The following is a 21,125-nucleotide window of genomic DNA, read 5'->3' on the forward strand; positions in this document are numbered from 1 at the left end:
TTCAGAAAATCTCGCTTGGATGCGTCGTTCACTGCGACCTCCTGTTGTTTGAATTCCCCTTACAGACACACGTGTCGCCGACCTGAATTGTCTCTTACAATAGACACATGTATCCTGTACAAGACAGATACTAACATCAGGAATCAGTTATGCAAGACAGCAATGGACTCACGGATCGGGCGGAGCTTGGTCCAGCCGAGAGCCCGACGCCCGACAAGACCTCCGGCTCGCGCGAGAAGGGCCTCAACCGGGTGCTGGAGATCCTGGACTTCCTGCATGTTACGCAGCGCGCCATCGGCATTGGCGATCTCGCCAAGGGGGTGAATGCGCCTCGCTCCACCACCTATACGCTGGTGCGTTCGCTGGTCGATGCGGGTCTCCTGGAGATGGAGGGCGACGGCAACCGGGTCTATTTCGGCAAGAAGCTCTACCTCTATGGAATGGACTACGTCAGGGGCAACGACCTGCTTAGGAGAGGCCGGCAGGAGGTCGACAATCTGTCGCGCGAGACCGGCGAGACCTCCGAATTGTGCATGCTGCAAAGCGGCCGCTATACCATCGTCCATTCCAGCCCCGGCACTAGGCCGTTCCGCATCAGCTCGGCCACCGGCCTGCAGATCCCGCTGCCATGGACGGCATCGGGGCGGCTGCTTCTGGCCGGATTGGAAAGGGCCGCCATCCAGGACATGGTCTCGGAAGACGACCTTTTGCTGCCCGACGGCCGCAGGCTGCAGTTCGACGACTTCATTGCCGATATCGCGACGGCCAGAACGACCGGCTATTGCATCACTTCGGGGCTGGTCGACGCCTACACCAAATGCCTGGCCGCCCCTGTCTTCGCGGCCGCCGGCAAGGTCGAGGCGACGATGTGCCTGGTGGTGCCGATCGACACTTCAGCGGAGAAGACCGACGAATTGCTGACGTTGCTGCGCCATCGCGCGGCGCGGCTGTCGATAGCGGGGTGAGCAGTTAGGCCCCGAGGCCGTCGGCTAAGCGATGATGTCCGGAATGATCTTGTCTTCCAGCGCCATCAGCCGGTCCTTGAGGAAAAGCTTCTTCTTCTTCATACGCTGGATCTGCAAGGGGTCGCAGCCCATGGCGATCATCGCATTGATGGCCGCGTCGAAATCGGCATGCTCCTGCTTCAGGCGGGAAAATTCGAGGCGGACATCGGCCTTTTCCTGGTCGGACATTCTCTACCGTCTGCATGTCTGCGGCGCCCGGCAATGGGCATGATTGGGCGGGGGCGGCATCAATTGCCGCCGGCGCGCAGCCAATATCACATATCACATTGTCGTGGAATGCTACCACGCAGCATTCGACATCGCAGCCGGATGGTGGCAGACTGTCATGGTGCCGTCACAGATGCGACCTGCGGTGGACGTGCCTTTGACGGCTGCAATCGAGGAAAACCATGAAAGGGAGAACCAATCATGTCTCTTGCATCCCATCTTGATGAGTTGCAGCGGAAACACGGTGATATCGAACGCGAGATCGACGATGCGATGAACCATCCATCGGTCGACGACCTCGAAATCGTGAATCTGAAGCGACGCAAGCTGGCACTCAAGGACGAGATTGAAAAACTGAAGGCGAAACCGACGAGACACTGACGCCCTTCCAGGATTAGAAGCGCCGCCTTGGCGCGTGACTATCGCTCCGGTGGCGACATGCCGCCGGAGGCCTGTTTTTGCTACTGATTCCGATACTGTTGGCCGGCGAAACCCGTCTGTGGGGTCGCCGCGCTGCTGCGATTTGGCGGCTCTGCTTGTCTGTCGCCATTGACAAGCCATCTTTGCTCCTCCACCTCATGCCCGAACCTCAGCGCTGTGCGCTGATAGCTGTTTGAGCGTGCGTCGACGTGGACGTATGTCGCTCGGGTGATCAAGAGGCTGCCGGCATGACCGGGTATTTTTCCTCCCCCTTTGCGCGCCGGACATCGGTCGGCGTCGATGTCGGCGGCGTGGTCGTCGGCGGCGGCGCGCCGGTCGTCGTGCAGTCGATGACCAACACCGACACGGCCGATATCGACCAGACCGTCGCGCAGGTTGCGGCTTTGCATCGCGCCGGCTCCGAGATCGTGCGCATCACCGTCGATCGGGACGAGAGCGCCGCCGCCGTGCCGCGCATCCGCGAACGGCTCGAGCGGCTCGGCATCAATGTGCCGCTGGTCGGCGACTTCCACTATATCGGCCACAAGCTGCTGGCCGACCATCCAGCCTGCGCCGAGGCGCTGGCCAAATACCGCATCAATCCCGGCAATGTCGGCTTCAAGGACAAGAAGGACCGCCAGTTCGCAGCGATCGTCGAAATGGCGATCAGATACGACAAGCCGGTGCGCATCGGCGTCAATTGGGGGTCGCTCGATCAGGAGTTGCTCACCCGGCTGATGGACGAGAACCAGCGCCAAGGCTTTCCGCTGACGGCGCAGGAAGTAACCCGCGAAGCGATCGTGCAGTCGGCGATCCTGTCGGCCGAAATGGCCGAAGAGATAGGCCTCGCCCGCGAAAAGATCATCCTGTCGGCCAAGGTCAGCGGCGTGCAGGATTTGATCGCCGTCTACACCGAGCTTGCCACGCGTTCCAACCATGCGCTGCATCTTGGCCTCACCGAAGCCGGCATGGGCTCGAAGGGCATCGTCGCCTCGTCGGCTGCCATGGGCATCCTCTTGCAGCAAGGCATTGGCGACACCATCCGCATCTCGCTGACGCCGGAGCCGAATGGCGATCGCACTCGCGAGGTGCAGGTCTCGCAGGAACTGCTGCAGACCATGGGCTTCCGTCAGTTCGTGCCGATCGTCGCCGCTTGCCCCGGCTGCGGTCGCACGACCTCCACCGTGTTCCAGGAGCTCGCCCAGAACATCCAGGCCGATTTGCGCAAGAACATGCCGGTCTGGCGGGAGAAATATCCCGGCGTCGAGAACCTCAAGGTCGCGGTGATGGGCTGCATTGTCAACGGCCCCGGCGAATCCAAGCACGCCGATATCGGCATATCGCTGCCCGGCACCGGCGAGATGCCGACCGCACCCGTCTTCGTCGACGGCAAGAAGTCGGCGACGCTGCGCGGTCCGTCGATCGCCGCCGATTTCGAAAAAATGGTTGCCGACTATATCGAGCGGCGGTTTGGCCAGCACGGCAAAGCCGCGGCCGAATGAGCCATGCGGGGGCTGCTCAAAGCCGGTGTGATCCTGCTCTGCGGGCTGAGTGCCGGACAGGCACTTGCCGATCCACCGCAATCGCGCTCGGCGGCGAAACGATTGATCGGCCATGTCTGTGACCTGATCGAGACGCATGCCGAGCGGAACGGCCTGCCGAAGGATTACTTCGCCCGGCTGATCTGGAAAGAAAGCCGCTTCGATCCCAATGCGGTTAGCCCGGTCGGTGCCGAAGGCATCGCCCAGTTCATGCCGGGCACCGCCAAGATGCGCGGGCTGGCCGATCCTTTCGACATCGACCAGGCGATCCCGGCTTCGGCGAAATATCTCGGCGAGATGAAGCTCGCCTACGGCAATCTCGGCCTGGCGGCGGCCGCCTACAATGCCGGCGAGAACCGGGTGTCGCGCTGGCTGGATTCCGGCGGTTTCCTGCCGATGGAGACCGAGAGCTACGTCTTCGACATCATGGGCGAACCCGTCGACAAGTTTTCCGACAGCGCTTACGCCGGGACGGTCGAGCCGCTCGACGCGAAAACCAGCTTTGCCGTCGCCTGCCGCAAGCTGCCTGTGATCATGTCGAGAACCGTGGCGATGGCGTCGATCAATGTGAAGCCATGGGGCGTCCAGGTGGCCGGCAATTTCCGCAGGGGAGCTGCGATCAATCAGTGGCTGCGGGTCAGGAGCCGGTTTCCGGCGCTGCTTTCCGGTCGTGACCCGGTGGTCAGCCGGGTGCGCACGCCGATCGGCCGACGTGGCATCTACGCCGTCAGGATCGGTGTCGACGACCGTGCCGCCGCCAACGTCATCTGCCAGAAACTGCAAAGCGTCGGCGGCGCCTGTATCGTCGTGCGCAACCGATAGGGGGCGACATGACGGCCAAAATCGTCCTGCTTAATGGCGTCGGCAGCGCCGGCAAAAGCTCGATCGCCAGGGCGCTGCAAACAATCGCCACCGAGCCCTTCCTGCATGTCCAGATGGATGCTTTCATCGACATGCTGCCGCCGGCGCTGCAGGATCATGCCGACGGGTTTTCCTTTGAGACCGTGCTGGAAGACGGCAAGCCGTCGGTGGTGATCAGGAGCGGGCCGGTCGGCGCGCGAGCCATGCGCGGCATGCGCCATGCCATCGCCGCCATGGCCGGGCAAGGCAACAATCTCATTGTCGACGACGTGATCTTCAATGACGAGATAGCGGAGCACCGCAAGTTGCTGTCGGGTTTCGACCTGCATCTGGTCGGCGTCATGGCGCCGCTGGAGGTGCTGGAAGCGCGCGAGGCCGCGCGCGCCGACAGGCTGCCTGGCCTGGCGCGCTGGCAATATGGACGCGTCCACAAGGGCATGGACTACGACCTCGAAGTCGACACCAGCCGGCTGACGCCGCTTGAATGCGCCCGTCGCATCCAGGAAAGATTCCGACTATAGTGGCCGGTGTTCTTTTGTTGCAATCATGGCTCTTCCAATCGCCCAAAAGCGATAGTCACCCGTCATGTGCAGGGTCGTGGCGATTAAATATTAATGAGCCCTGCTGTAGCAAAAGAGGTCGATATCTCCGACGAGAGCTTTTTTGCGATCGTCAAAAAGGCGGGGCATAGGGGGCGGTGGCAAATTTCCTTAGACGCGTTGTAAGTGAACTTGAAACGCCGCGCGCCAAACGGCCGTTCGGTTCTGGCTGGCTGTCCGGCTCGATTGGCTTGCCGTCGCTTACATCGATGCCGGATCTGGCCCCCATCCACCAGATGCTGTTCTTCAAACCGGTGCTCTATTTCGTCCTCATCTCCGGCTATATCCTGGCGATCCTCAGCATGACGCTGCGCAGGCAAAAGACGCTCGGCGCGGCAGCGATGTTCACTGTGCTGCTGGCGTCGCTGGTCGGCATGCTTCCGGTGCGCCATCAACTGCACATCGACGGGGTGTTCTTCGGGCTCGATTTCTTCATCCTGAACGCCTTGTTCATGGGTGTGCTGTTCGTCCCGCTCGAACGTCTTTTCGCGCGCAACAAGGATCAGACCGTGTTCCGCGACGAATGGCGCGAGGACCTGTTCTACTATCTGGTCTCGTCGCTGCTGGTGCAGATTTTGACCTACCTGACCTTGGCGCCGTCCAACTTCGTCAATGCACAGGGCGCCCTTGGTTCGGTGCGCGCCTGGGTCCACGGCTTGCCGTGGCTGGTGCAACTGCTGGCGGTGATGTTCCTGACCGACCTTGCCCAGTATTGGGTGCATCGGGCCTTCCATCGCATTCCCTGGCTGTGGAAGTTCCATGCCGTGCACCATTCCGCCAAGTCGATGGACTGGATTGCCGGTGCGCGCATGCATTTCCTGGAAATCATCGTGCTGCGCAGCCTGACGGCCACCCCGATGTTCGTGCTGGGGTTCGATGAATCGGCTATCCAGACGTATATATTGATCGTCTACGTCTATTCGTCTTTCATCCATTCCAACATCGGAACCAGTTTCGGTCCAGTCGAAAAGGTGCTGGTGTCGCCGCGTTACCACCACTGGCATCACGGCCTCGAGAAAGAAGCGATCGACGTAAACTTCGCCATCCATTTCCCGCTGCTCGACCGGCTGTTCGGTACCCACCATATGCCTGAAGGACGCTGGCCGAACGGCTACGGCATTCACGGACATCCCGTTCCGAACGGATACTGGCAGCAATTCCTCTATCCCTTCCGGCGCGGCTAGACTGGATCCATTAGCGAAGCGCGCGTGTCACCGCGCCTGGCGAGGTAGCCCAATCCATGACAAGCGACAGAGCCCCCAGATGCGTGACGGCTACATAATCTGCGGCACGCCGAGAACCGGAAGCACATTGCTGTGCGGTCTGCTGGCATCGATGAAAACAGCCGGCGATCCGCACTCCTTCTATAGGCGGGAGGACAAGGCGGAATGGGCCGAAGAGGGGAAATTGCCGCATCCCGAGACGATGAGCGCGCATGATTTCGACCTCGCCTATCTCGGTGCGGCAATCAGCGCGGGAAGGGGCGGAACTGGCGTCTTCGGCTTGCGCCTGATGCGGGAAAACCTGGATGAACTCTCGGCAATCCTCGACCGGATCTACCCAGACCTGCCATCGGACAAAGCACGCTTTGAAAAGGCCTTCGGGCGGGTCCTCTACATCCATCTTTCGCGCGAAAACAAGCTGGCGCAGGCGGTGTCGCTGATCAAGGCCGAGCAGACCGGGCTTTGGCACATCGCGCCCGACGGAACCGAGATCGAACGAGTCGCACCGCCGCAGGAACCCCGCTACGATTTCAAGCGGATCCAGCGCGAGCTTGCCGAACTCGAAGCCTATGACGCGGGCTGGAACGTCTGGTTCGCGGAGCAGGGGATCGTCCCGCTGCGCATCGGCTATGAGCGCCTGTCAGGCGATCCGGCAGCGGCATTGGCATCCATCTGCAAGGCCCTGGGCGTTCCGGCGCCGAATGCCGCCGACGTAAAGCCGGGCGTCGCCAAGCTCTCGGATGAAATCAGCCTCGACTGGATGCGCCGCTATCGTCTGGACGCGGCGATTTGATCAAGCCCTCTTTACCGCGACCGTTTCGCTGAGCCATGTGCCGATCTTGCTGCCGAGGCGGTCGGGCGACACCGGCTTAGGCAGATAGTCGTCCATTCCGGACTCGATACATTTGTCGCGGTCGCCCTTCAGTGCGTGCGCGGTGACGCCGATGATTGGTGTGTGATTGCCACTCGCTGCCTCCGCCGCCCGGATGGCGCGGGTCGCCTCGTAGCCGTTCATCTCCGGCATGGAGACGTCCATGAGGATCAGCTTCGGCCGCAGCGCCCGGTACATCTCGACGGCCGTGCGGCCATTGCTGGCGATGCGGTAGCTGAGGCCAAGCCCATTGAGGATTTGGCCGAACACCAGCTGGTTCACGTCATTGTCCTCGGCGATCAGAATATCGATCGGGCCGTTTGGCGTGGCGATCGATTCAGGCACTGTGGCCGCCGGAATTGCCGGGCCGCGAATGACGGTGAAGGCGGGTGGCGTCACGGGTGCCGCCTGCGGAACGACAGGCTCGCGAACGAACTGGGCCTTGCCGATCTGGGCCCGCGCTTTCTGGATGGCCGAGATGACGGTGCCGAGCAGGATGGCCGAGCGCGCCGGCTTGGTGAGATGCGCGGCGATGCCGAAATCGATGACCATCTTGCCGAAATCGACCTGGTCGACGGAGGTCAGCAGCACCACCGGGATGGCGGAGAGACGGCTGTCGGCGGAAATCGCCTTGGCGACATCGGCGCCGTTCATGCCGGGCATCTGGTAGTCGAGGATGATGCAGTCGACCGCAGCACCGAGTTGGCTGGCCCGGTCTAGAAAGGCGAGGCCGACGGCGCCGCTTTCGGCGGCCGCGCAGTCGAAGCTCCAGCTTCTGAGCTGCTCCAGCAAGATCTCGCGGTTGACCGGGTTGTCGTCGATGACCAGCACGCGGGCGCCGGTGACATCGACCGGCACGATCTCGTTGCGCGTGTCCTGCTGATGCGCCGGCAGCGGCACGGCGAACCAGAACACCGAGCCGCGGCCGATCTCGCTTTCGACGCCGATCTTGCCGCCCATCAGGTCGATGAGGCGGGCGGCGATGGCAAGGCCGAGGCCGGTGCCTTCATGGCGGCGCGTCGACGAGCCGTCGACCTGCGCGAATTTCTCGAACACGTTCTCGAGCTTCTCGGCAGGAATGCCGATGCCTGTGTCCTCGACGCGGACCTTGAGCTGGACGATGCCGTCGACCACCTCGCCGCCGACATCGATCAGCACATGGCCCTTCTCGGTGAACTTCACCGCATTGCCGAGCAGATTGGTGACGATCTGACGAAACCGTCCGGCATCGCCGACGACATGGGCAGGCAGGCGCGGGTCGACACGCACGATCAGCTCGAGGTTCTTTTCGGCGACGCGCGCCGACACCAGTGTGGCCACGTCCTCGACCGCTTCGGCAAGCCGGAAGGGTGCAGGATCGAGCGTCAGCTGACCGGCATTGATCTTGGAGAAATCGAGGATGTCGTTGATGATGGTGAGCAGCGCATTGCCGGACTTGACGATGACTTCGGTGAAGGTCTTCTGGCGCGCGTTAAGCTCGGTCTTGGCGAGCAGTTCGGCCATGCCCAGCACGCCATTCATCGGCGTGCGGATCTCATGGCTCATATTGGCCAGGAATTCCGATTTGGCGCGGTCGGCCGCTTCGGCCTTGAACAAGGATGCGGCGGATTCGGTGAAGGCGCGGCGGATCGCCTTTTCCATCGGCCGGAAGATCCAGAGGGCAACGATGGCAAGAACCGCGAACAGAAGGCCGCTTGCCCACAACAGCAGCCTGTCGCTGGAGGCGTCGGCCAGATGGCGTTCGCCATCCATGGCGGTACGCACACGCACCAGCATCGGCTGGACGAACAGGTCGTTCTGGTTGAGGATTTCGCGCGAACTCCATTCGTCGGTCTGTTGCGCCGCCGACATCAGGTTGAAGTTGCGCACGATGTCGCGCGACGACCAGAACAGGTCGCCGTTGACGGCGGCCGACGAGAGTTCGTCCAGCGTTTTGGCCGATAGGCTCGGCTTGATCGCGGCCAACTCCGCGGACAGTGTTTCGATCTCGCTGGTCAGGCGTTGCGAATGGCCGCGCGCGGCGGCGGCAAGGCCGTCACGGGTTTCGGTGCGCCAGGTCGTGCTGGCGGTTTCGGCAAAGCTGGAGGCGTTGCGCAGGTCGCGGGTGAAGACGACGAGATTGCTGCTCAGCGCGTCGATGTCGTGGCGGAAGGAATTGACGCGATTGAGCGCAAACATCACCGCGGTGGAAGCCAGCGCAAAGATGAGCAATCCCGAGATGTAGCGGATCCGGATCGAGCGGATGAAGAAAGAATATTCCGGCATGCGCAACCCCAACACATACGCATCATTTTAACGGTCGGGATTACGCTTGATTTACATTAAAATTCCGTTCGCGCCTGGCGGGCCGTCAAGATCCTGGCTGCACGTGCCCGGAGTTGGCGCCATAGAGGGTGGCATCGCATTCGCGCATCATGCGCAGTGCTTCTTCCTCGGTCAGGCCGAACTTGCGCATCATGCTCCGGATTTCGGGGCCTACAGTTATCTCCACCGGTCTTGCCGCCTGGCGGGTCTTCCTGGCCTTTTTCTTGGACATCAGTACGTTTCCCGTCTTGACGACACATGTTTCGCATCAGCCCTGGCCCGGCCTCACCGTGCTGCGCCAGACCATGGGCGCATGGCAGATCAGGCGGCTGCCAGCCTCCTCCCGCGCGCCGGTCGCGAGCCGCACGGCGCGCCTGGCGATCTCCTCGATCGGCGGCGAGAACGTCGTCAGCCGGTAAGAGGCCCAGTCGGCCTGTTCAATGTCGTCAAAGCCGATGACGCAGAGATCGCGGGGTACGTTGATGCCGAACTCGTGGCGGGCCGCATCGAGAAAGCCGCACGCAATCAGGTCGGTCACGCAGAACGCCGCATCCGGCCGCTGCCGGCCGGAAAAGAGCCGCCTGGCGCCATCGGCTCCGGTGGCATAGCCGGTGCGGCCCTCGCGCCACACGGTCACCTCCAGCCCTTCCTCCTGCGCCGCGGTAAGGAAGGCGGTTTCGCGGGAGAGCAGGCTGGGCGTGCCGGCAGCCGAGGTCACCAAAGCGGGGCGGGTACAGCCGGCCCGGATGAAGGCATGCAGCGCTGCCTCTGCGGCTGCAGCGTTGTCCACACCGATATTGTGCGGGCCGTCGAAGCGGTCATCGCGATTGATCAGCACCAGCCGCTGGCCGTTCTCAAGACAGGTGCGGATCAGCAACTGCGGCGGCGAGCCGGACAGAACGATGCTCGCATCGGCGCGATAGTTCAGCGTGTTGCGCAGCGCCTGGTCGACATGGTGGCTGGGGCCGGAGGTGTTGAACACCATGGCCATTTTGCCGGCGTCCCGCAGATGTTGGGTCAGCGCCTTCTGCAGGCGGGCATGATAGGGCGTGTCGCCATCGGCAACGATGAGGCAGACAATGCCGGTCGAGGCCCGCATCAGGCCGCGAGCCAGATGGTTGACGTGATAGCCGAGTTGCTCGGCCGCCAGCATCACTCGCTCGCGGGTTTCCCCGGAAACGGAAGCGCCGGGCGTGAAGGTACGTGACACCGCCGAACGTGAAACCCCGGCGAGGTCGGCAACCTGCTGGGCGCTGGAAAAACCGGTGCGGATTCTCGGAACCGTCAAGCCAACGCTCTCGCTGCTGTTTTCGTGATTCTTTGCACGCCCGTGCAATGTAATGCAACTCTTCTGCCATTGCCACCCACCGCACTTGACAGGCATGGCCGAATGCAACAGCTTTGCACAGCCGTGCAATACAAGCCGGCTCAAGAGTGGCATCGGAGGAATACCCTGTCCATTTCGCCGAAGACGGCATTGAGGGCGCGATTGTCCGGACCGGCTGCATGAGCAGGGCGGCGGCGCATCCGAAGGCGGACCGGCTGTCCAAGGCCGAGATGGACAGGCGTGCCGAGGTCTGCCGGAAACTGCTTGTCACGGCCGGGCAACTGGCGATGGAAGGCTATGCCCGGCAGGGCGCCGTCCAGCCGGTGGCGATGAAAGGCCCGCAGGATTTTCTCACTGAAACCGACGGTAAGGTCGAGGAGCACATCCGCGCCACGCTGGCAGAGGCTTTTCCGCAGGACGGGTTTTTGGGCGAGGAAGGCGGCGGCATCGGCTCTGCCCGCATGTGGGTCGTCGACCCGATCGACGGCACCGCCAATTTCATGCGCGGTATTCCGCATTTCTGCATTTCGATAGCTTTCGTCGAGGACGGCCGCAGCGAGATCGGCGGCATTGCCAATCCGGCCGTCGGCGAAACGTACTTTGCCCGTCGCGGGCAAGGCGCGACGCGCAATGGCGCGCCGATCCATGTGTCGCCGACGCAAGCGTTCGACCGCGCCTTTGTCGAGTTCGGCTGGTCGCCGAGGATTCCCAATCGCGACTATCTGGACAAGGTGAGCCTTGTCTGGGCACTCGGCGCCAATGTGCGGCGCTCCGGCTCCGGAGCGCTTGGGCTGGCCTATGTGGCCGACGGCCGCTCGGATGCCTATGCCGAGCTGCACATCAATTCGTGGGACTGCCTGGCCGGATTGCTGCTGGTGGAGGAGGCCGGCGGCCGGGTGAACCGGTTCCTCGACGGCGATGGCATGGCGAAGGGCAATCCCGTGCTTGCGGCAGCACCCGGTGTTGCGGCGACATTGTCCCAGGTGATCGGAGTGCCGCTCGACGACGGGTAGATCGTTTCCAGTGAGAAGACAGGGAGGAATATCGATGAAGACATTTGACAGTAAGCAAGGCTTGCGCGCCGCCTGGCTTGGCCTTGGCGCGGCGCTGGCCATGTTCGGATTGGCGAGTGCCGCCCAGGCGGCCGACCGCAGCCTCACAATGTATTGCGCCGTCGACGAGGCCTGGTGCCGGGCGATGGCGACCACCTACCAGAAGGAGACGGGCGTCAGCGTCGACATGACCCGCATGAGCGCCGGCGAAATCTACGCCCGCCTCCGGGCCGAGAAGGACAATCCGCAAGCCGATATCTGGTGGGGCGGCACCGGCGACCCGCATCTGCAGGCGGCGGAAGAGGGCCTCACCCAGGAATACAAGTCGCCGCAACTGGCAAACTTGCGCGACTGGGCGCTGAAGCAGGCCGACAGGTCGAAGAACCGCACGGTCGGCATTTATCTCGGTGCGCTCGGCTACGGCTATAATGAGGAAGATCTGAAGCAGCGCGGGCTGACCGCTCCGGCGTGCTGGGCCGATCTGGTCAAGCCGGAATTCCAGGGCGAGATCGAGATGGCCGACCCGAATTCATCGGGCACGGCCTGGACTATGCTTGCCACCATCGTCCAACTGATGGGCGAGGACAAGGCATTCGACTATCTCAAGCAGCTCAACAAGAACATCGCCGAATACACCAAGGCAGGGGCCGCGCCGGCGCTCGCCGTCGGCAAGGGCGAGACGCTGATCGGCATCTCCTTCCAGCACGACGTGATCAATGCCGCGAAACAGAACCCTGCCGTGAAGGTGGTGTCGCCTTGCGAAGGCACCGGCTTCGAGATCGGTTCGATGAGCATCGTGACGGGCGCCAAGCATGCCGAAGAGGCGCAGAAATTCTACGACTGGGCGCTGAGCCCGGACGCGCAGAAGCTCGCGGCGCCGAACGGCAGCTTCCAGATCCCGTCGAACACCGCCACGCCGGTGCCGCCCGAGGCGCCGGACCTCTCGAAGATCAAGCTGATCGACTACGATTTCGCCAAATATGGCTCGTCCGCCGAACGCAAGCGGCTGTTGAAGAAGTTCACCGACGAGGTTCGCAACGGCGGCTGAGCGCGTTCTTTTGCGCTCACTCTAGCATCTCTGATCGCCGGCGCCCTTCGCGGCAGCCGGCGCACCATCCTTTGGCACAGAAAGACATTGAATGGCCGCGGCCGGTTCCATGGTCAGTTCCGCTCCTGGACGCAGCGCGCTCGCCTGGGTAATGGCCGCGTGGGCGAGCATCGTGCTCTTGCCTTGGTACAAGGTCGAAGGCGGCTTCCTGTCGTTCGACTGGCTGGCACAGCCGACGGATGCGACGCCGGCCATCATACTGGCGCTCGGTGGCCGGCCCTGGCTGTTGCCGCTTGTCCTGCCGCTTCTGCTGGCGAGCTGGCTGGTGGCGCGCAACAAACCCAAGAGCCTTGCGATTGCAGGCGCGGCGGGCCTGCTGTGGCTGGCCATCGAAGGCTTTTCCATCATCCATTCGGGCTGGGGATTTGGCTTGCTTACCCAGGTCGCCGGCACGCCGGGACCGATACAGCCGGGGCTCGGCTGGGGTGCGGCGCTCTATGCCGTGGCGATGCTGATGTTCATCGCCGAGGCGCTCGCCGCGCGCGGCTGGTGCAAGGGCGACCGTTTCGTCGTCGGCTCGCTCTCAATCGTGATTGCTTCGCTGATCCTGTTCGTTGCCTATCCGCTGCTGTCGATCCTCACCTCGGCCATCAAGGATAATGACGGCAATGTCGTGCCGGCGCTGTTCGTCGAAAAGATCTTCAGCGCCAACATATGGAGCCTGCGCTGCCTCTATGGCGAGGGCTCCTGCGGCGTGGCGTGGAACACGGTGGCGATCGCAGTCCTCGTCGGCTTTTTCTGCACGGCGCTTGGGCTGGCTCTGGCGCTGATTGCGCTTCGCACCAAGCTGCCGGCCAAATGGCTGCTGCGCGGCCTGTCCATCCTGCCGATCATCACGCCGCCCTTCGTCATCGGCCTGGCGCTGATCCTGCTGTTCGGCCGCGCCGGCATCGTCACCAACCTCATGTCGGTGCATCTCGGCATTCCGCGCAGCCGCTGGATCTATGGCATGGCCGGCATCACCATCGCGCAGGTGCTGGCCTTCACGCCGATCGCCTTCCTGGTTCTGGTCGGCGTGCTGCAAGGGGTCAGCCCGAGCATGGAGGAGGCGTCGCAGACCTTGCGCGCCAGTCGCTGGCGGACGTTTCGCACCGTCACCTGGCCGTTGATCCGGCCGGGCCTGGCCAGCGCCTTCCTGATTTCGTTTATCGAGAGCATGGCCGATTTCGCCAATCCGCTGGTGCTGGGCGGAAACTTCAACGTGCTGTCGACCGACATCTTCTTTGCAGTGGTCGGTGCGGCGCACGACCAGGGCCGCGCGGCGGTGCTGGCGATCGTGCTGTTGATGTTCACGCTGGCAGCCTTCGTCATCCAGCGCCGCTGGATCGGCAGCCGCAGCTACGTCACCGTCGCAGGCAAGGGCGATGGCGGTGTACCGGCGACGCTGCCCAAGGCCTTGCGGATCGGCTGCTACGCCGCCGTCGTTCCGTGGCTGGTTCTGACCATCGTGGTCTACGGCATCATCCTGGGCGGCGGTTTCGTGCAATCGATCGGGCGCGACAACACGCCGACGCTCGAGTATTTCCTCACCGCCTTTTCGATCGAGAAAGGCGTCAATGGCTGGTTTTTCAGCGGCTCGGCCTGGCCGTCGCTGCTGATGACCATCGGCCTGGCGCTGGTGGCGATGCCGTTCACCGCGGCGCTCGGCATCCTGACGGCCTATCTGCTCGACCGGCAGCGTTTCGCCGGGCGTACCATGTTCGAGTTCCTGGCCATGATGAGTTTCGCCATTCCCGGCACGGTGATTGGCGTCAGCTATATCCTTGCCTTCAACGTGCCGCCGGTGCAATTGACCGGCACCGGGCTGATCATCGTCATCTCCTTCATCTTCCGCAACATGCCGGTGGCGATCCGTGCCGGGCTTGCCAATCTCGGACAGATCGACAAGAGCCTGGACGAGGCATCGCTGACGCTTGGGGCGCGGTCTTTTGCTACCTTGCGGCGGGTGATCCTGCCGATCCTGAAGCCGGCGATCGTGACCGCGATGATCTACAGTTTCGTGCGCGCGGTGACGGCGGTCAGCGCCGTCATCTTCCTGGCGAGCGGCCGGTTCAATCTCGCCACGGTCTACATTGTCGGGCGCGCAGATGTCGGCGAATACGGCATCGCGATTGTCTATTCGGCGGTGATGATCGTTGTCATGATGGTCATCCTCATCGGCATCCAGCTGCTGGTCGGCGAACGCCGGCTCGGCCGGCGCCGTGCGGGTCCGGAAGCCGTCGTGGCGGCAATCTGATGGGGAGAAGCGGCGTGGATCAGACGGCGAAGAATGCTGCCCCGGTTGTCACGGACATGCCGGCCGTGCGGTTCGAGGGCGTCACCAAGAAATACGGCGCGGTGATCGCCGTCGACAATGTCAGCTTCGACATCGCGCCGGCCAGCCTGGTGACGCTGCTCGGGCCCTCGGGTTGCGGCAAGACGACGACGCTGCGGCTGATCGCCGGACTGGAACAGACCAGCACCGGGCGCATCCTGATCGACGACAAGGACGTCACCTTGCTGTCCGCCGCTGAGCGCGATGTCTCCATGGTGTTCCAGTCCTATGCGCTGTTTCCGCATATGAACGTGATGGAGAATGTTAGCTACGGCCTGCGGGCGATGGGGCTTGGCAAGGCGCAGGCAGCCGAGCGCGCCGCCGAAAAGCTGTCGCTTGTCGGCCTGTCCGGCTACGAGAAACGCCAGCCGAGCGAATTGTCCGGCGGCCAGCAGCAGCGCGTCGCGGTGGCGCGCGCTATCGTGCTGGAGCCGAAGGTGCTGTTGTTCGACGAGCCGCTGTCCAATCTCGACGCCAAGCTGCGCCGGCGGGTGCGCGACGAAATCCGCGGCCTGCAGCAGGATCTGGCACTGACCATGGTCTATGTGACGCATGACCAGGAAGAGGCGCTCGCCGTCTCCGACCGCATCATCGTCATGAACGCCGCTCGCGTCGCCCAGGACGGCACGCCGCGCGACCTCTACAACGAGCCGACCAACCGTTTCATCGCCGACTTCATGGGCGACGCCAATCTGCTCGACGTCGAGGTGCTTTCCAGCAATGCGACCAGTGCAAGGGTCAAGGTCGGACCCTTGCTGCTCGACATGCCGGGTCGCGGTAACGCTCCGGGGCCGGCGATGCTCGCTGTGCGCCCGAATGCCGTGCGCATCTTGCCCGGCCAGCCAGCGGGCACCATGAAGGGCCGGGTGGTCAAGAGCTCGTATCTCGGCGACCACATGGAATACCGCATCGCGATCAGCGATCCGGCGGTCGAACTGTTCGCGACATCGCCTGATGTCACACCCGCCGTGGCGGAAGGGACGATGGTCGGGATCGATTTCGATCCGGCGAAGATCGTGCTGATCAAAGACGATTGAACGCGCCGGGAAAACCGTTGCACACTTTCCCGGCGTTGCTTGGTGACGTTACAACAGGCGGCGACCAGGGATTAGCGACCCAGTTTTGCCTTGGGTTTAGAATCGTTGTTTTTGCATGCTCGCCTATTTGCGAGCCTGAGGGTCACCAGGGCGCATCGACCGAACTCAAACGAGCTTTTCCAGCGTGATCGGAAGGCTTCGAATGCGTTTGCCGGTCGCGTGGAAGACGGCATTACCGATCGCAGGTGCGACCCCTACGACACCGATCTCGCCGACGCCTTTGCCGCCAAGAGCGGTTGCCTGCATGTCCGGAATTCCAACCGAAATCACCTGGATGTCGGGCACATCGGCGTTAACCGGGACGGCATAGTCGGCAAAATTCGCGTTGATGGTGCGCCCGTCTCGCTGGTCGACGTAACCTTCTTCCAGGAGAGCCTGCCCGAGACCCATGACCATACCGCCGATCCACTGGCTTTCCGCAAGCTTCGGATTGAAGATCCTGCCGCTATCGAATGCCGAGACCATGCGCTTGACGCGGATCGTGCCAAAATCCTCATCGATCCGAACTTCCACGAAATGCGCACACCAGCTATGGGCCGAGACGCCTCCTTCCACAGCGCCCTTCAACTGTGCAAAACTGCGGTCAGCTCCGTTCTTCATCTCCTCGGTGGCGCCGGGAGCAAAGGTGTTACCCTCGATTTCCAGTTTGTCTTTGCCCACTGCCTTCAAGAGTTCCGCGATGCCGATACCGCCGTTCGGCCGTCGGGTCGGTTGCACCGAGCCGTTTTCGAACGTGAGGTCAGTCGCCTTCGAGGCTGCCAGCGGCGACTTCGGATCGGATGCGGCAAGCGCCAGCAAGGCGTCCCGTGCATTCCTGGCCGCCTTGTCCACCGCTCCCGTCAGGTTGTTGGCCTGCTGGGAACCGCCTGCGAGCGCCGATCTGGGGAGGAGGGTATCGCCCAGCCGCACCGCGACTGTCTCAACAGGAACGCCCAATGCGTCAGCCGCTGTCTGGGCGAGAATGGTATAGGTCCCCGTTCCCATGTCGGTGCCCGCGCTGAGGACTTCGATCTGTCCACTGGCATGGAGTACGATCTTGGCTTCGCTCGCGGTACGGATCATGGGGTATGACCCGGCGGCCATTCCATAACCGATCAACTCGCGGCCTTCGCGCATCGAGCGAGGGGCCGGGTTCCGGTTCCACCAGCCGAAGGCTTCCGCGCCCACGGCATAGGCTTCGCGTAACTGTCGAGTGCTCCACTTCATCCCATTGCTGGGATCCGTCTCCGCCCAGTTGGCAAGGCGCAGCGTGACCGGATCCATGCTGAGCGCGTACGCCAGCTCGTCGATCGCGCTTTCCACAGCATAGGCACTGGGGTTTTCGCCGGGGCCCCGTTTCCAGCCGGGCTGGACCGTATTGACCGGGACGACGTTGAGACGTGAAGAAAAGTTCGGCGTCGCATACATGATCTTCGTCACATTGTTGCAAGCCTCGATATGGACTTCGTCAATCGCCGTCTCGTTCCAGCTCTCATGGACGATCGAGCTTATCTTTCCGTCCTTCGAGGCTCCGATTGAGAGTGTCTGCCGTGTCGCCGGTCGGCCGCCAAGGCCGGTAAAGGTCTGCGGCCGCGTGAGAGAAACCTTGATCGGCCTGCCCAGTTTCCGCGAGGCCGCGCAAGCCAGCCCCACATGCGGATGTGCCCCGATCTTGGACCCGAACCCACCGCCGACATAGGGCGAGATCACCCGCACATTCTCGATGTCGATGCCGAGCCATTCCGACACGACGCTCCGTGCCCCGCCAACCCACTGGCTGGGCTCCCAGACGGTGATTTTCCCGTTGTGCCAGGAAGCGATGCACGCATGCGGCTCCATCGGCACATTGTATTCGCGTGACGTCGTGTAAGTGACGTCTACCTTGACCTCGGCATTGGCCAACGCTGTCGCCGCATCGCCCCACGCGGCACCCATCTCATCGATGGGCTGCACTTTTGCCTTGGGATCGTTGATGTCGAGAATAGGGTCGCCGTCCTCATATTCGATCTTGAGAAGACTTGCCGCTTCCGTTGCCTGCTCAAAGGTTTCTGCGACCACGAGCGCGATATGCATGCCGTTGAAACGGACCACATCGTCTTGAATTGGGGTAAATTCCTCGGTCGCTCCGCCGCCCTTGCTGTAGACGGTCGGCTTGTTGAGCTTCAGGGAATTCTGCGCGGTGTAGACATCCAGGACACCCGGTAGAGCCTTGGCGGCCGACGTATCGATACTGACGATACGCCCTGCCGGCCGCGTCGATTGGACAGCTACGCCATAGGCCAGGTTCTCCAGCTTCTGCTCGATCGCATAGCGAGCCTGCCCGGTTACTTTCAACGGGCCTTCGGCGCGGGAAAGCCTGGCACCGAGAGCTGGCGCCTTGGCGGGGACGGTCTCAGCCGCAACGGCTTTTGACGAGAGATCGACAGCGGCGCCAGCGACAGCGGCTACGCCGGCGCCGAGCTTCAAGACGGTGCGGCGGTTGAGTTCGAACGCGTTACCATGTGTCATGCGATACCTCCTACCGTCATCAGGGCGCGGGCCACGACCTTCGGTGCCAGTTCAATCTTGAATGCGTTGTGTCCGCTCGACTTCGCGCCGTCGCCGGCGGCTGACGAGGCGCTACGAAGCGTCGCCTCGTCGAGCGTCTTTCCCTTGAGCGAATTTTCGACGGCGCGCAGGCGCCAGGGCTTGGTGGCGAGGCCGCCGACCGCAATGCGTACTTCGCGAATTGTCTTGCCATCGGCTTCCAATTCGATTCCGACAGCGGCGCTGGCCGCGGCGAACTCGTACGACGCGCGATCCCGGACCTTGAGATAATGCGAGCGTTCCAGGGCTGCCGAACGCGGGATCTCGATCCCGACGATCATCTCTCCGGGCGACAGATTATGCTCAAGGTGTGCGGTATCGCCAGGGAGCAGGAAGAATTCGTCGGCGGGAATTTTGCGTTCGGAAGCTCCCCGGATGATGACCGTGGCGTCGAATGCCACCAGGGAAACCGCAAAATCTCCGGGGTAGATTGCTATGCACGCGTCACTCGTGCCGAGCACCGCGTGGTTGCGGTTGACGCCGTCAAGGGCAGCGCATCCGGAACCAGGATTGCGCTTGTTGCAGTTCGAATAAGCGCCCGGGTCCCGGAAGTAGGTGCAACGGGTTCGCTGCATCAAGTTTCCACCGATGGACGCCATGTTGCGCAGCTGTGCCGAGGCAGCGCGCCACAGGCTTTCGGAAAGCACCGGCGCAGCCTGCTTGATATCGGCGTGGTCGGCGACCTTGCTCATCTTGGCGAGCGCACCGATGCGAATGGCATCCGCCGATACCTGGATCGTGTCCAGGCCTGAAAGGCGTGTGATGTCGACCACCCGCGCAGGACGCTCGACATTCAGCTTCATGAGGTCAACAAGCGTGGTCCCACCGGCGAGAAATCTTGTCTCCGGCTTGGCAGCCTCGGCAATGGCCGTCGCGGCGTCTTTGGCGCGGAGATACTCGAAAGGTCTCATAGTGCTGCCTCCTTCTTCAGGCGGCTGGCGGCATCGCGCACCGCGGCGACGATATGGGGGTAAGCGCCGCACCGGCAGATGTTGCCGCTCATGTATTCGCGGATGTCCTCGTCCGTATCGGCGTGGCCCTCACGAATGCATGCAACGGCCGACATGATCTGACCGGGGGTGCAATAGCCGCACTGGAATGCATCGTGCTCGATGAACGCGGTCTGGACTGCGTGCATCACGCCGTCGGCAGCCTGGAGGCCCTCGATCGTCGTGACCTGACGGCCTTCGACCTGGGCCGCCAGCGTCAGGCAGCTCAATACCCGCTCGCCGTCGACGTGGACGGTACAGGCGCCGCACTGCCCATGATCACAGCCTTTTTTCGTGCCGGGCAGGTTGGCATGCTCGCGTAGTGCATCCAGCAGAGTCACGCGTACATCAAGATTGAACTGGTGGCGCCGGCTGTTGATGTCCAAGGCTAGCTGTCGGGGCTCTGGCATGTCGTCTCCTCGAGTGGCGGGCGGGATATAGGACGCGAAGCTAATCGGACCGACGACGCCTGGCGGCATCAGTGGGAAAGGGAACGTCCATTCCGAAGTTCGGTCGTTGGCCGGTTGCCCAACGGTCAACCCTCAGGAGAGCACGGGCGCGACATTCGGATTAGCCCCCAGAATTCGCATGAGCCTATCGATGGCGCTCATAAATAGACCTGCGACGACGGCAGTGCTGGATGCGACGTTCAGCTGTCGAAGGCCAGTGAGCCGGATAGCTCCTCATGGGCATCGACCTGCTGCTGCAGCAGAGCGAGTTTCTGCCTGACCATTGCAAGAGCATCGGCACCGGCGATGAACCGACGGGGCAGCTCCGGCTTGTCGACCAGAGTGATCAACGCCTGCGCGAGTTTGGCGGGGTCGCCGACTTGCTGGCCGTTCGCGGCTTTCCAACCCGTTATCTGCCGGGCGCGACGTTCGCTGTAATCGCTGACGAATGACGGAGCATATTGAGTGGATTCGTCCGTCAGCAGCTCCGTGCGGAAAAACCCGGGGTTCACGATCATCGTTTCAATGCCGAACGGCGCCACCTCGGCTTGCAGTGACTCGATCCAGCCATCAACGCCGAACTTTGCCGCGGCGTATGCAGAACAGAACTCAAAGCCGACCAGGCCTGCCGTCGATGAGATGGCAATGACCTTGCCAGAACCCTGCGCGCGCATGACCGGCAGGACTGCGCGGGTGACGTTCATGGCGCCGGTCAGGGTGGACGCGAGCTGAAGTTCGATATGGGCCGGAGTCAGGTCCTCGAAATAGCCGGCATAGAAGCCCGCGGCATTGTTGACGATCACGTCGAGGCGACCAAAGCGGTCCAGGTTGCCTTCACCGCGGCGTCGGCGTCGGCCGGCTTGGTCACGTCCAACGTGACGACCAAAAGATTGTCCGACTGCCCGATCCCCTTGGCGACCCGATCTGGGTTACGACCGGTCGCAACGACCTTATCGCCGATGGCCAGGGCCGCTTTGGCAAAGTCGAGGCCCATGCCTCGCCCTGCGCCGGTGATCATCCATACTCTACTCATAGTCGTATCCTTCCTGGTCGGTATCTTTCAGTTTATGCCGCGTTGGCTTGGCACGTCCGTCTCAGCGTTTCGTTGTCTGCCAGGTGACATAGGGAATAGGACTCGATACGATTAGCCTCTATAATCTGCATGAAGTTAGA

General features: G+C 62.6%; 18 protein-coding genes and 1 pseudogene. 11 read left to right on the forward strand and 8 right to left on the reverse strand.

What is annotated here, in order from left to right:
* Positions 1-149 precede the first annotated feature (149 nt).
* A complete protein-coding gene (locus tag NLY42_RS10265; protein ID WP_023684025.1) occupies positions 150-965 on the forward strand; it encodes an IclR family transcriptional regulator in 816 nt (271 codons plus the stop codon).
* 24 nt (positions 966-989) lie between these two features.
* Here NLY42_RS10265 and NLY42_RS10270 read toward each other — a convergent pair whose 3' ends face one another.
* Positions 990-1,193 carry a YdcH family protein gene (locus NLY42_RS10270; RefSeq protein ID WP_023673103.1) on the reverse strand — a complete coding sequence of 68 codons (204 nt, stop codon included), beginning with the start codon at positions 1,191-1,193 and terminating at the stop codon, positions 990-992.
* Between the two features lie 240 nt (positions 1,194-1,433).
* On the opposite strand from NLY42_RS10270, the gene NLY42_RS10275 reads away from it, so the two are divergent.
* The 6 genes from NLY42_RS10275 (at position 1,434) to NLY42_RS10300 (ending at position 6,669) form a co-directional block, all read left to right on the forward strand.
* Positions 1,434-1,613 carry a YdcH family protein gene (locus tag NLY42_RS10275; RefSeq protein WP_023684024.1) on the forward strand — a complete coding sequence of 60 codons (180 nt, stop codon included), beginning with the start codon at positions 1,434-1,436 and terminating at the stop codon, positions 1,611-1,613.
* Between the two features lie 287 nt (positions 1,614-1,900).
* A complete protein-coding gene (ispG, locus tag NLY42_RS10280; RefSeq protein ID WP_023754125.1) occupies positions 1,901-3,154 on the forward strand; it encodes a flavodoxin-dependent (E)-4-hydroxy-3-methylbut-2-enyl-diphosphate synthase in 1,254 nt (417 codons plus the stop codon).
* A 3-nt stretch (positions 3,155-3,157) separates the two neighbouring features.
* Positions 3,158-4,015 carry a lytic transglycosylase domain-containing protein gene (locus NLY42_RS10285; RefSeq protein ID WP_023754126.1) on the forward strand — a complete coding sequence of 286 codons (858 nt, stop codon included), beginning with the start codon at positions 3,158-3,160 and terminating at the stop codon, positions 4,013-4,015.
* A gap of 8 nt (positions 4,016-4,023) precedes the next feature.
* Complete coding sequence (locus tag NLY42_RS10290; RefSeq protein ID WP_023754127.1) at positions 4,024-4,575, forward strand: chloramphenicol phosphotransferase CPT family protein; 552 nt, start codon at positions 4,024-4,026, stop codon at positions 4,573-4,575.
* A gap of 287 nt (positions 4,576-4,862) precedes the next feature.
* Positions 4,863-5,837: a sterol desaturase family protein gene (locus tag NLY42_RS10295; protein WP_245263505.1), complete on the forward strand. Its 975-nt coding sequence runs from the start codon at positions 4,863-4,865 to the stop codon at positions 5,835-5,837.
* A 79-nt stretch (positions 5,838-5,916) separates the two neighbouring features.
* Positions 5,917-6,669 carry a Stf0 family sulfotransferase gene (locus NLY42_RS10300; protein ID WP_023754129.1) on the forward strand — a complete coding sequence of 251 codons (753 nt, stop codon included), beginning with the start codon at positions 5,917-5,919 and terminating at the stop codon, positions 6,667-6,669.
* Here NLY42_RS10300 and NLY42_RS10305 read toward each other — a convergent pair whose 3' ends face one another.
* From NLY42_RS10305 to NLY42_RS10315, 3 genes are all read right to left on the reverse strand, one after another.
* Positions 6,670-9,012 (reverse strand): response regulator, encoded by a 2,343-nt coding sequence (locus NLY42_RS10305; protein ID WP_023684019.1) that lies wholly within the window; start codon positions 9,010-9,012, stop codon positions 6,670-6,672.
* An 85-nt stretch (positions 9,013-9,097) separates the two neighbouring features.
* On the reverse strand, positions 9,098-9,283 hold the full coding sequence (locus NLY42_RS10310; protein ID WP_023754130.1) for a hypothetical protein: 186 nt from the start codon (positions 9,281-9,283) through the stop codon (positions 9,098-9,100).
* Between the two features lie 36 nt (positions 9,284-9,319).
* Positions 9,320-10,339 (reverse strand): LacI family DNA-binding transcriptional regulator, encoded by a 1,020-nt coding sequence (locus tag NLY42_RS10315; protein WP_084569953.1) that lies wholly within the window; start codon positions 10,337-10,339, stop codon positions 9,320-9,322.
* A gap of 218 nt (positions 10,340-10,557) precedes the next feature.
* Between NLY42_RS10315 and NLY42_RS10320 the strand changes: the two genes are divergently transcribed.
* The 4 genes from NLY42_RS10320 (at position 10,558) to NLY42_RS10335 (ending at position 15,889) form a co-directional block, all read left to right on the forward strand.
* On the forward strand, positions 10,558-11,391 hold the full coding sequence (locus NLY42_RS10320; protein WP_050588586.1) for an inositol monophosphatase family protein: 834 nt from the start codon (positions 10,558-10,560) through the stop codon (positions 11,389-11,391).
* A gap of 61 nt (positions 11,392-11,452) precedes the next feature.
* Entirely contained in the window at positions 11,453-12,478 is a 1,026-nt protein-coding gene (locus NLY42_RS10325; RefSeq protein WP_023748323.1) for an ABC transporter substrate-binding protein, read from the forward strand.
* 109 nt (positions 12,479-12,587) lie between these two features.
* A complete protein-coding gene (locus NLY42_RS10330) occupies positions 12,588-14,774 on the forward strand; it encodes an ABC transporter permease (protein ID WP_050591097.1) in 2,187 nt (728 codons plus the stop codon).
* Positions 14,775-14,830: 56 nt separating this feature from the next.
* Positions 14,831-15,889, forward strand: a complete 1,059-nt coding sequence (locus NLY42_RS10335) for an ABC transporter ATP-binding protein (protein ID WP_023754132.1) — start codon at positions 14,831-14,833, stop codon at positions 15,887-15,889.
* 165 nt (positions 15,890-16,054) lie between these two features.
* Here the strand turns inward: NLY42_RS10335 and NLY42_RS10340 are convergent, their stop codons facing one another.
* The 4 genes and pseudogenes from NLY42_RS10340 to NLY42_RS10355 form a co-directional block, all read right to left on the reverse strand.
* Positions 16,055-18,436, reverse strand: a complete 2,382-nt coding sequence (locus NLY42_RS10340) for a xanthine dehydrogenase family protein molybdopterin-binding subunit (protein WP_023754133.1) — start codon at positions 18,434-18,436, stop codon at positions 16,055-16,057.
* Complete coding sequence (locus tag NLY42_RS10345; RefSeq protein ID WP_023754134.1) at positions 18,433-19,425, reverse strand: FAD binding domain-containing protein; 993 nt, start codon at positions 19,423-19,425, stop codon at positions 18,433-18,435. The genes NLY42_RS10340 and NLY42_RS10345 overlap by 4 nt, the downstream gene beginning before the upstream one ends.
* Complete coding sequence (locus NLY42_RS10350) at positions 19,422-19,913, reverse strand: (2Fe-2S)-binding protein (protein WP_023730815.1); 492 nt, start codon at positions 19,911-19,913, stop codon at positions 19,422-19,424. The genes NLY42_RS10345 and NLY42_RS10350 overlap by 4 nt, the downstream gene beginning before the upstream one ends.
* A 239-nt stretch (positions 19,914-20,152) precedes the next feature.
* A pseudogene (locus tag NLY42_RS10355) lies at positions 20,153-20,985 on the reverse strand (SDR family oxidoreductase).
* Positions 20,986-21,125: the final 140 nt, after the last annotated feature.

It is taken from the genome of Mesorhizobium sp. C372A, from assembly GCF_030323245.1.
Classification (GTDB): Bacteria; Pseudomonadota; Alphaproteobacteria; order Rhizobiales; family Rhizobiaceae; genus Mesorhizobium.

Bases quoted from the DNA above. Each gene is read 5' to 3' on its own strand.
- NLY42_RS10310 (WP_023754130.1), bottom strand. From the start codon at position 9,283: ATGTCCAAGAAAAAGGCCAGGAAGACCCGCCAGGCGGCAAGACCGGTG.
- NLY42_RS10350 (WP_023730815.1), bottom strand. From the start codon at position 19,913: ATGCCAGAGCCCCGACAGCTAGCCTTGGACATCAACAGCCGGCGCCAC.
- NLY42_RS10295 (WP_245263505.1), top strand. From the start codon at position 4,863: ATGCCGGATCTGGCCCCCATCCACCAGATGCTGTTCTTCAAACCGGTG.
- NLY42_RS10265 (WP_023684025.1), top strand. From the start codon at position 150: ATGCAAGACAGCAATGGACTCACGGATCGGGCGGAGCTTGGTCCAGCC.
- NLY42_RS10300 (WP_023754129.1), top strand. From the start codon at position 5,917: ATGCGTGACGGCTACATAATCTGCGGCACGCCGAGAACCGGAAGCACA.
- NLY42_RS10340 (WP_023754133.1), bottom strand. From the start codon at position 18,436: ATGACACATGGTAACGCGTTCGAACTCAACCGCCGCACCGTCTTGAAG.
- NLY42_RS10335 (WP_023754132.1), top strand. From the start codon at position 14,831: ATGCCGGCCGTGCGGTTCGAGGGCGTCACCAAGAAATACGGCGCGGTG.
- ispG (WP_023754125.1), top strand. From the start codon at position 1,901: ATGACCGGGTATTTTTCCTCCCCCTTTGCGCGCCGGACATCGGTCGGC.
- NLY42_RS10285 (WP_023754126.1), top strand. From the start codon at position 3,158: ATGCGGGGGCTGCTCAAAGCCGGTGTGATCCTGCTCTGCGGGCTGAGT.
- NLY42_RS10330 (WP_050591097.1), top strand. From the start codon at position 12,588: ATGGTCAGTTCCGCTCCTGGACGCAGCGCGCTCGCCTGGGTAATGGCC.
- NLY42_RS10290 (WP_023754127.1), top strand. From the start codon at position 4,024: ATGACGGCCAAAATCGTCCTGCTTAATGGCGTCGGCAGCGCCGGCAAA.
- NLY42_RS10345 (WP_023754134.1), bottom strand. From the start codon at position 19,425: ATGAGACCTTTCGAGTATCTCCGCGCCAAAGACGCCGCGACGGCCATT.
- NLY42_RS10320 (WP_050588586.1), top strand. From the start codon at position 10,558: ATGAGCAGGGCGGCGGCGCATCCGAAGGCGGACCGGCTGTCCAAGGCC.
- NLY42_RS10275 (WP_023684024.1), top strand. From the start codon at position 1,434: ATGTCTCTTGCATCCCATCTTGATGAGTTGCAGCGGAAACACGGTGAT.
- NLY42_RS10270 (WP_023673103.1), bottom strand. From the start codon at position 1,193: ATGTCCGACCAGGAAAAGGCCGATGTCCGCCTCGAATTTTCCCGCCTG.
- NLY42_RS10305 (WP_023684019.1), bottom strand. From the start codon at position 9,012: ATGCCGGAATATTCTTTCTTCATCCGCTCGATCCGGATCCGCTACATC.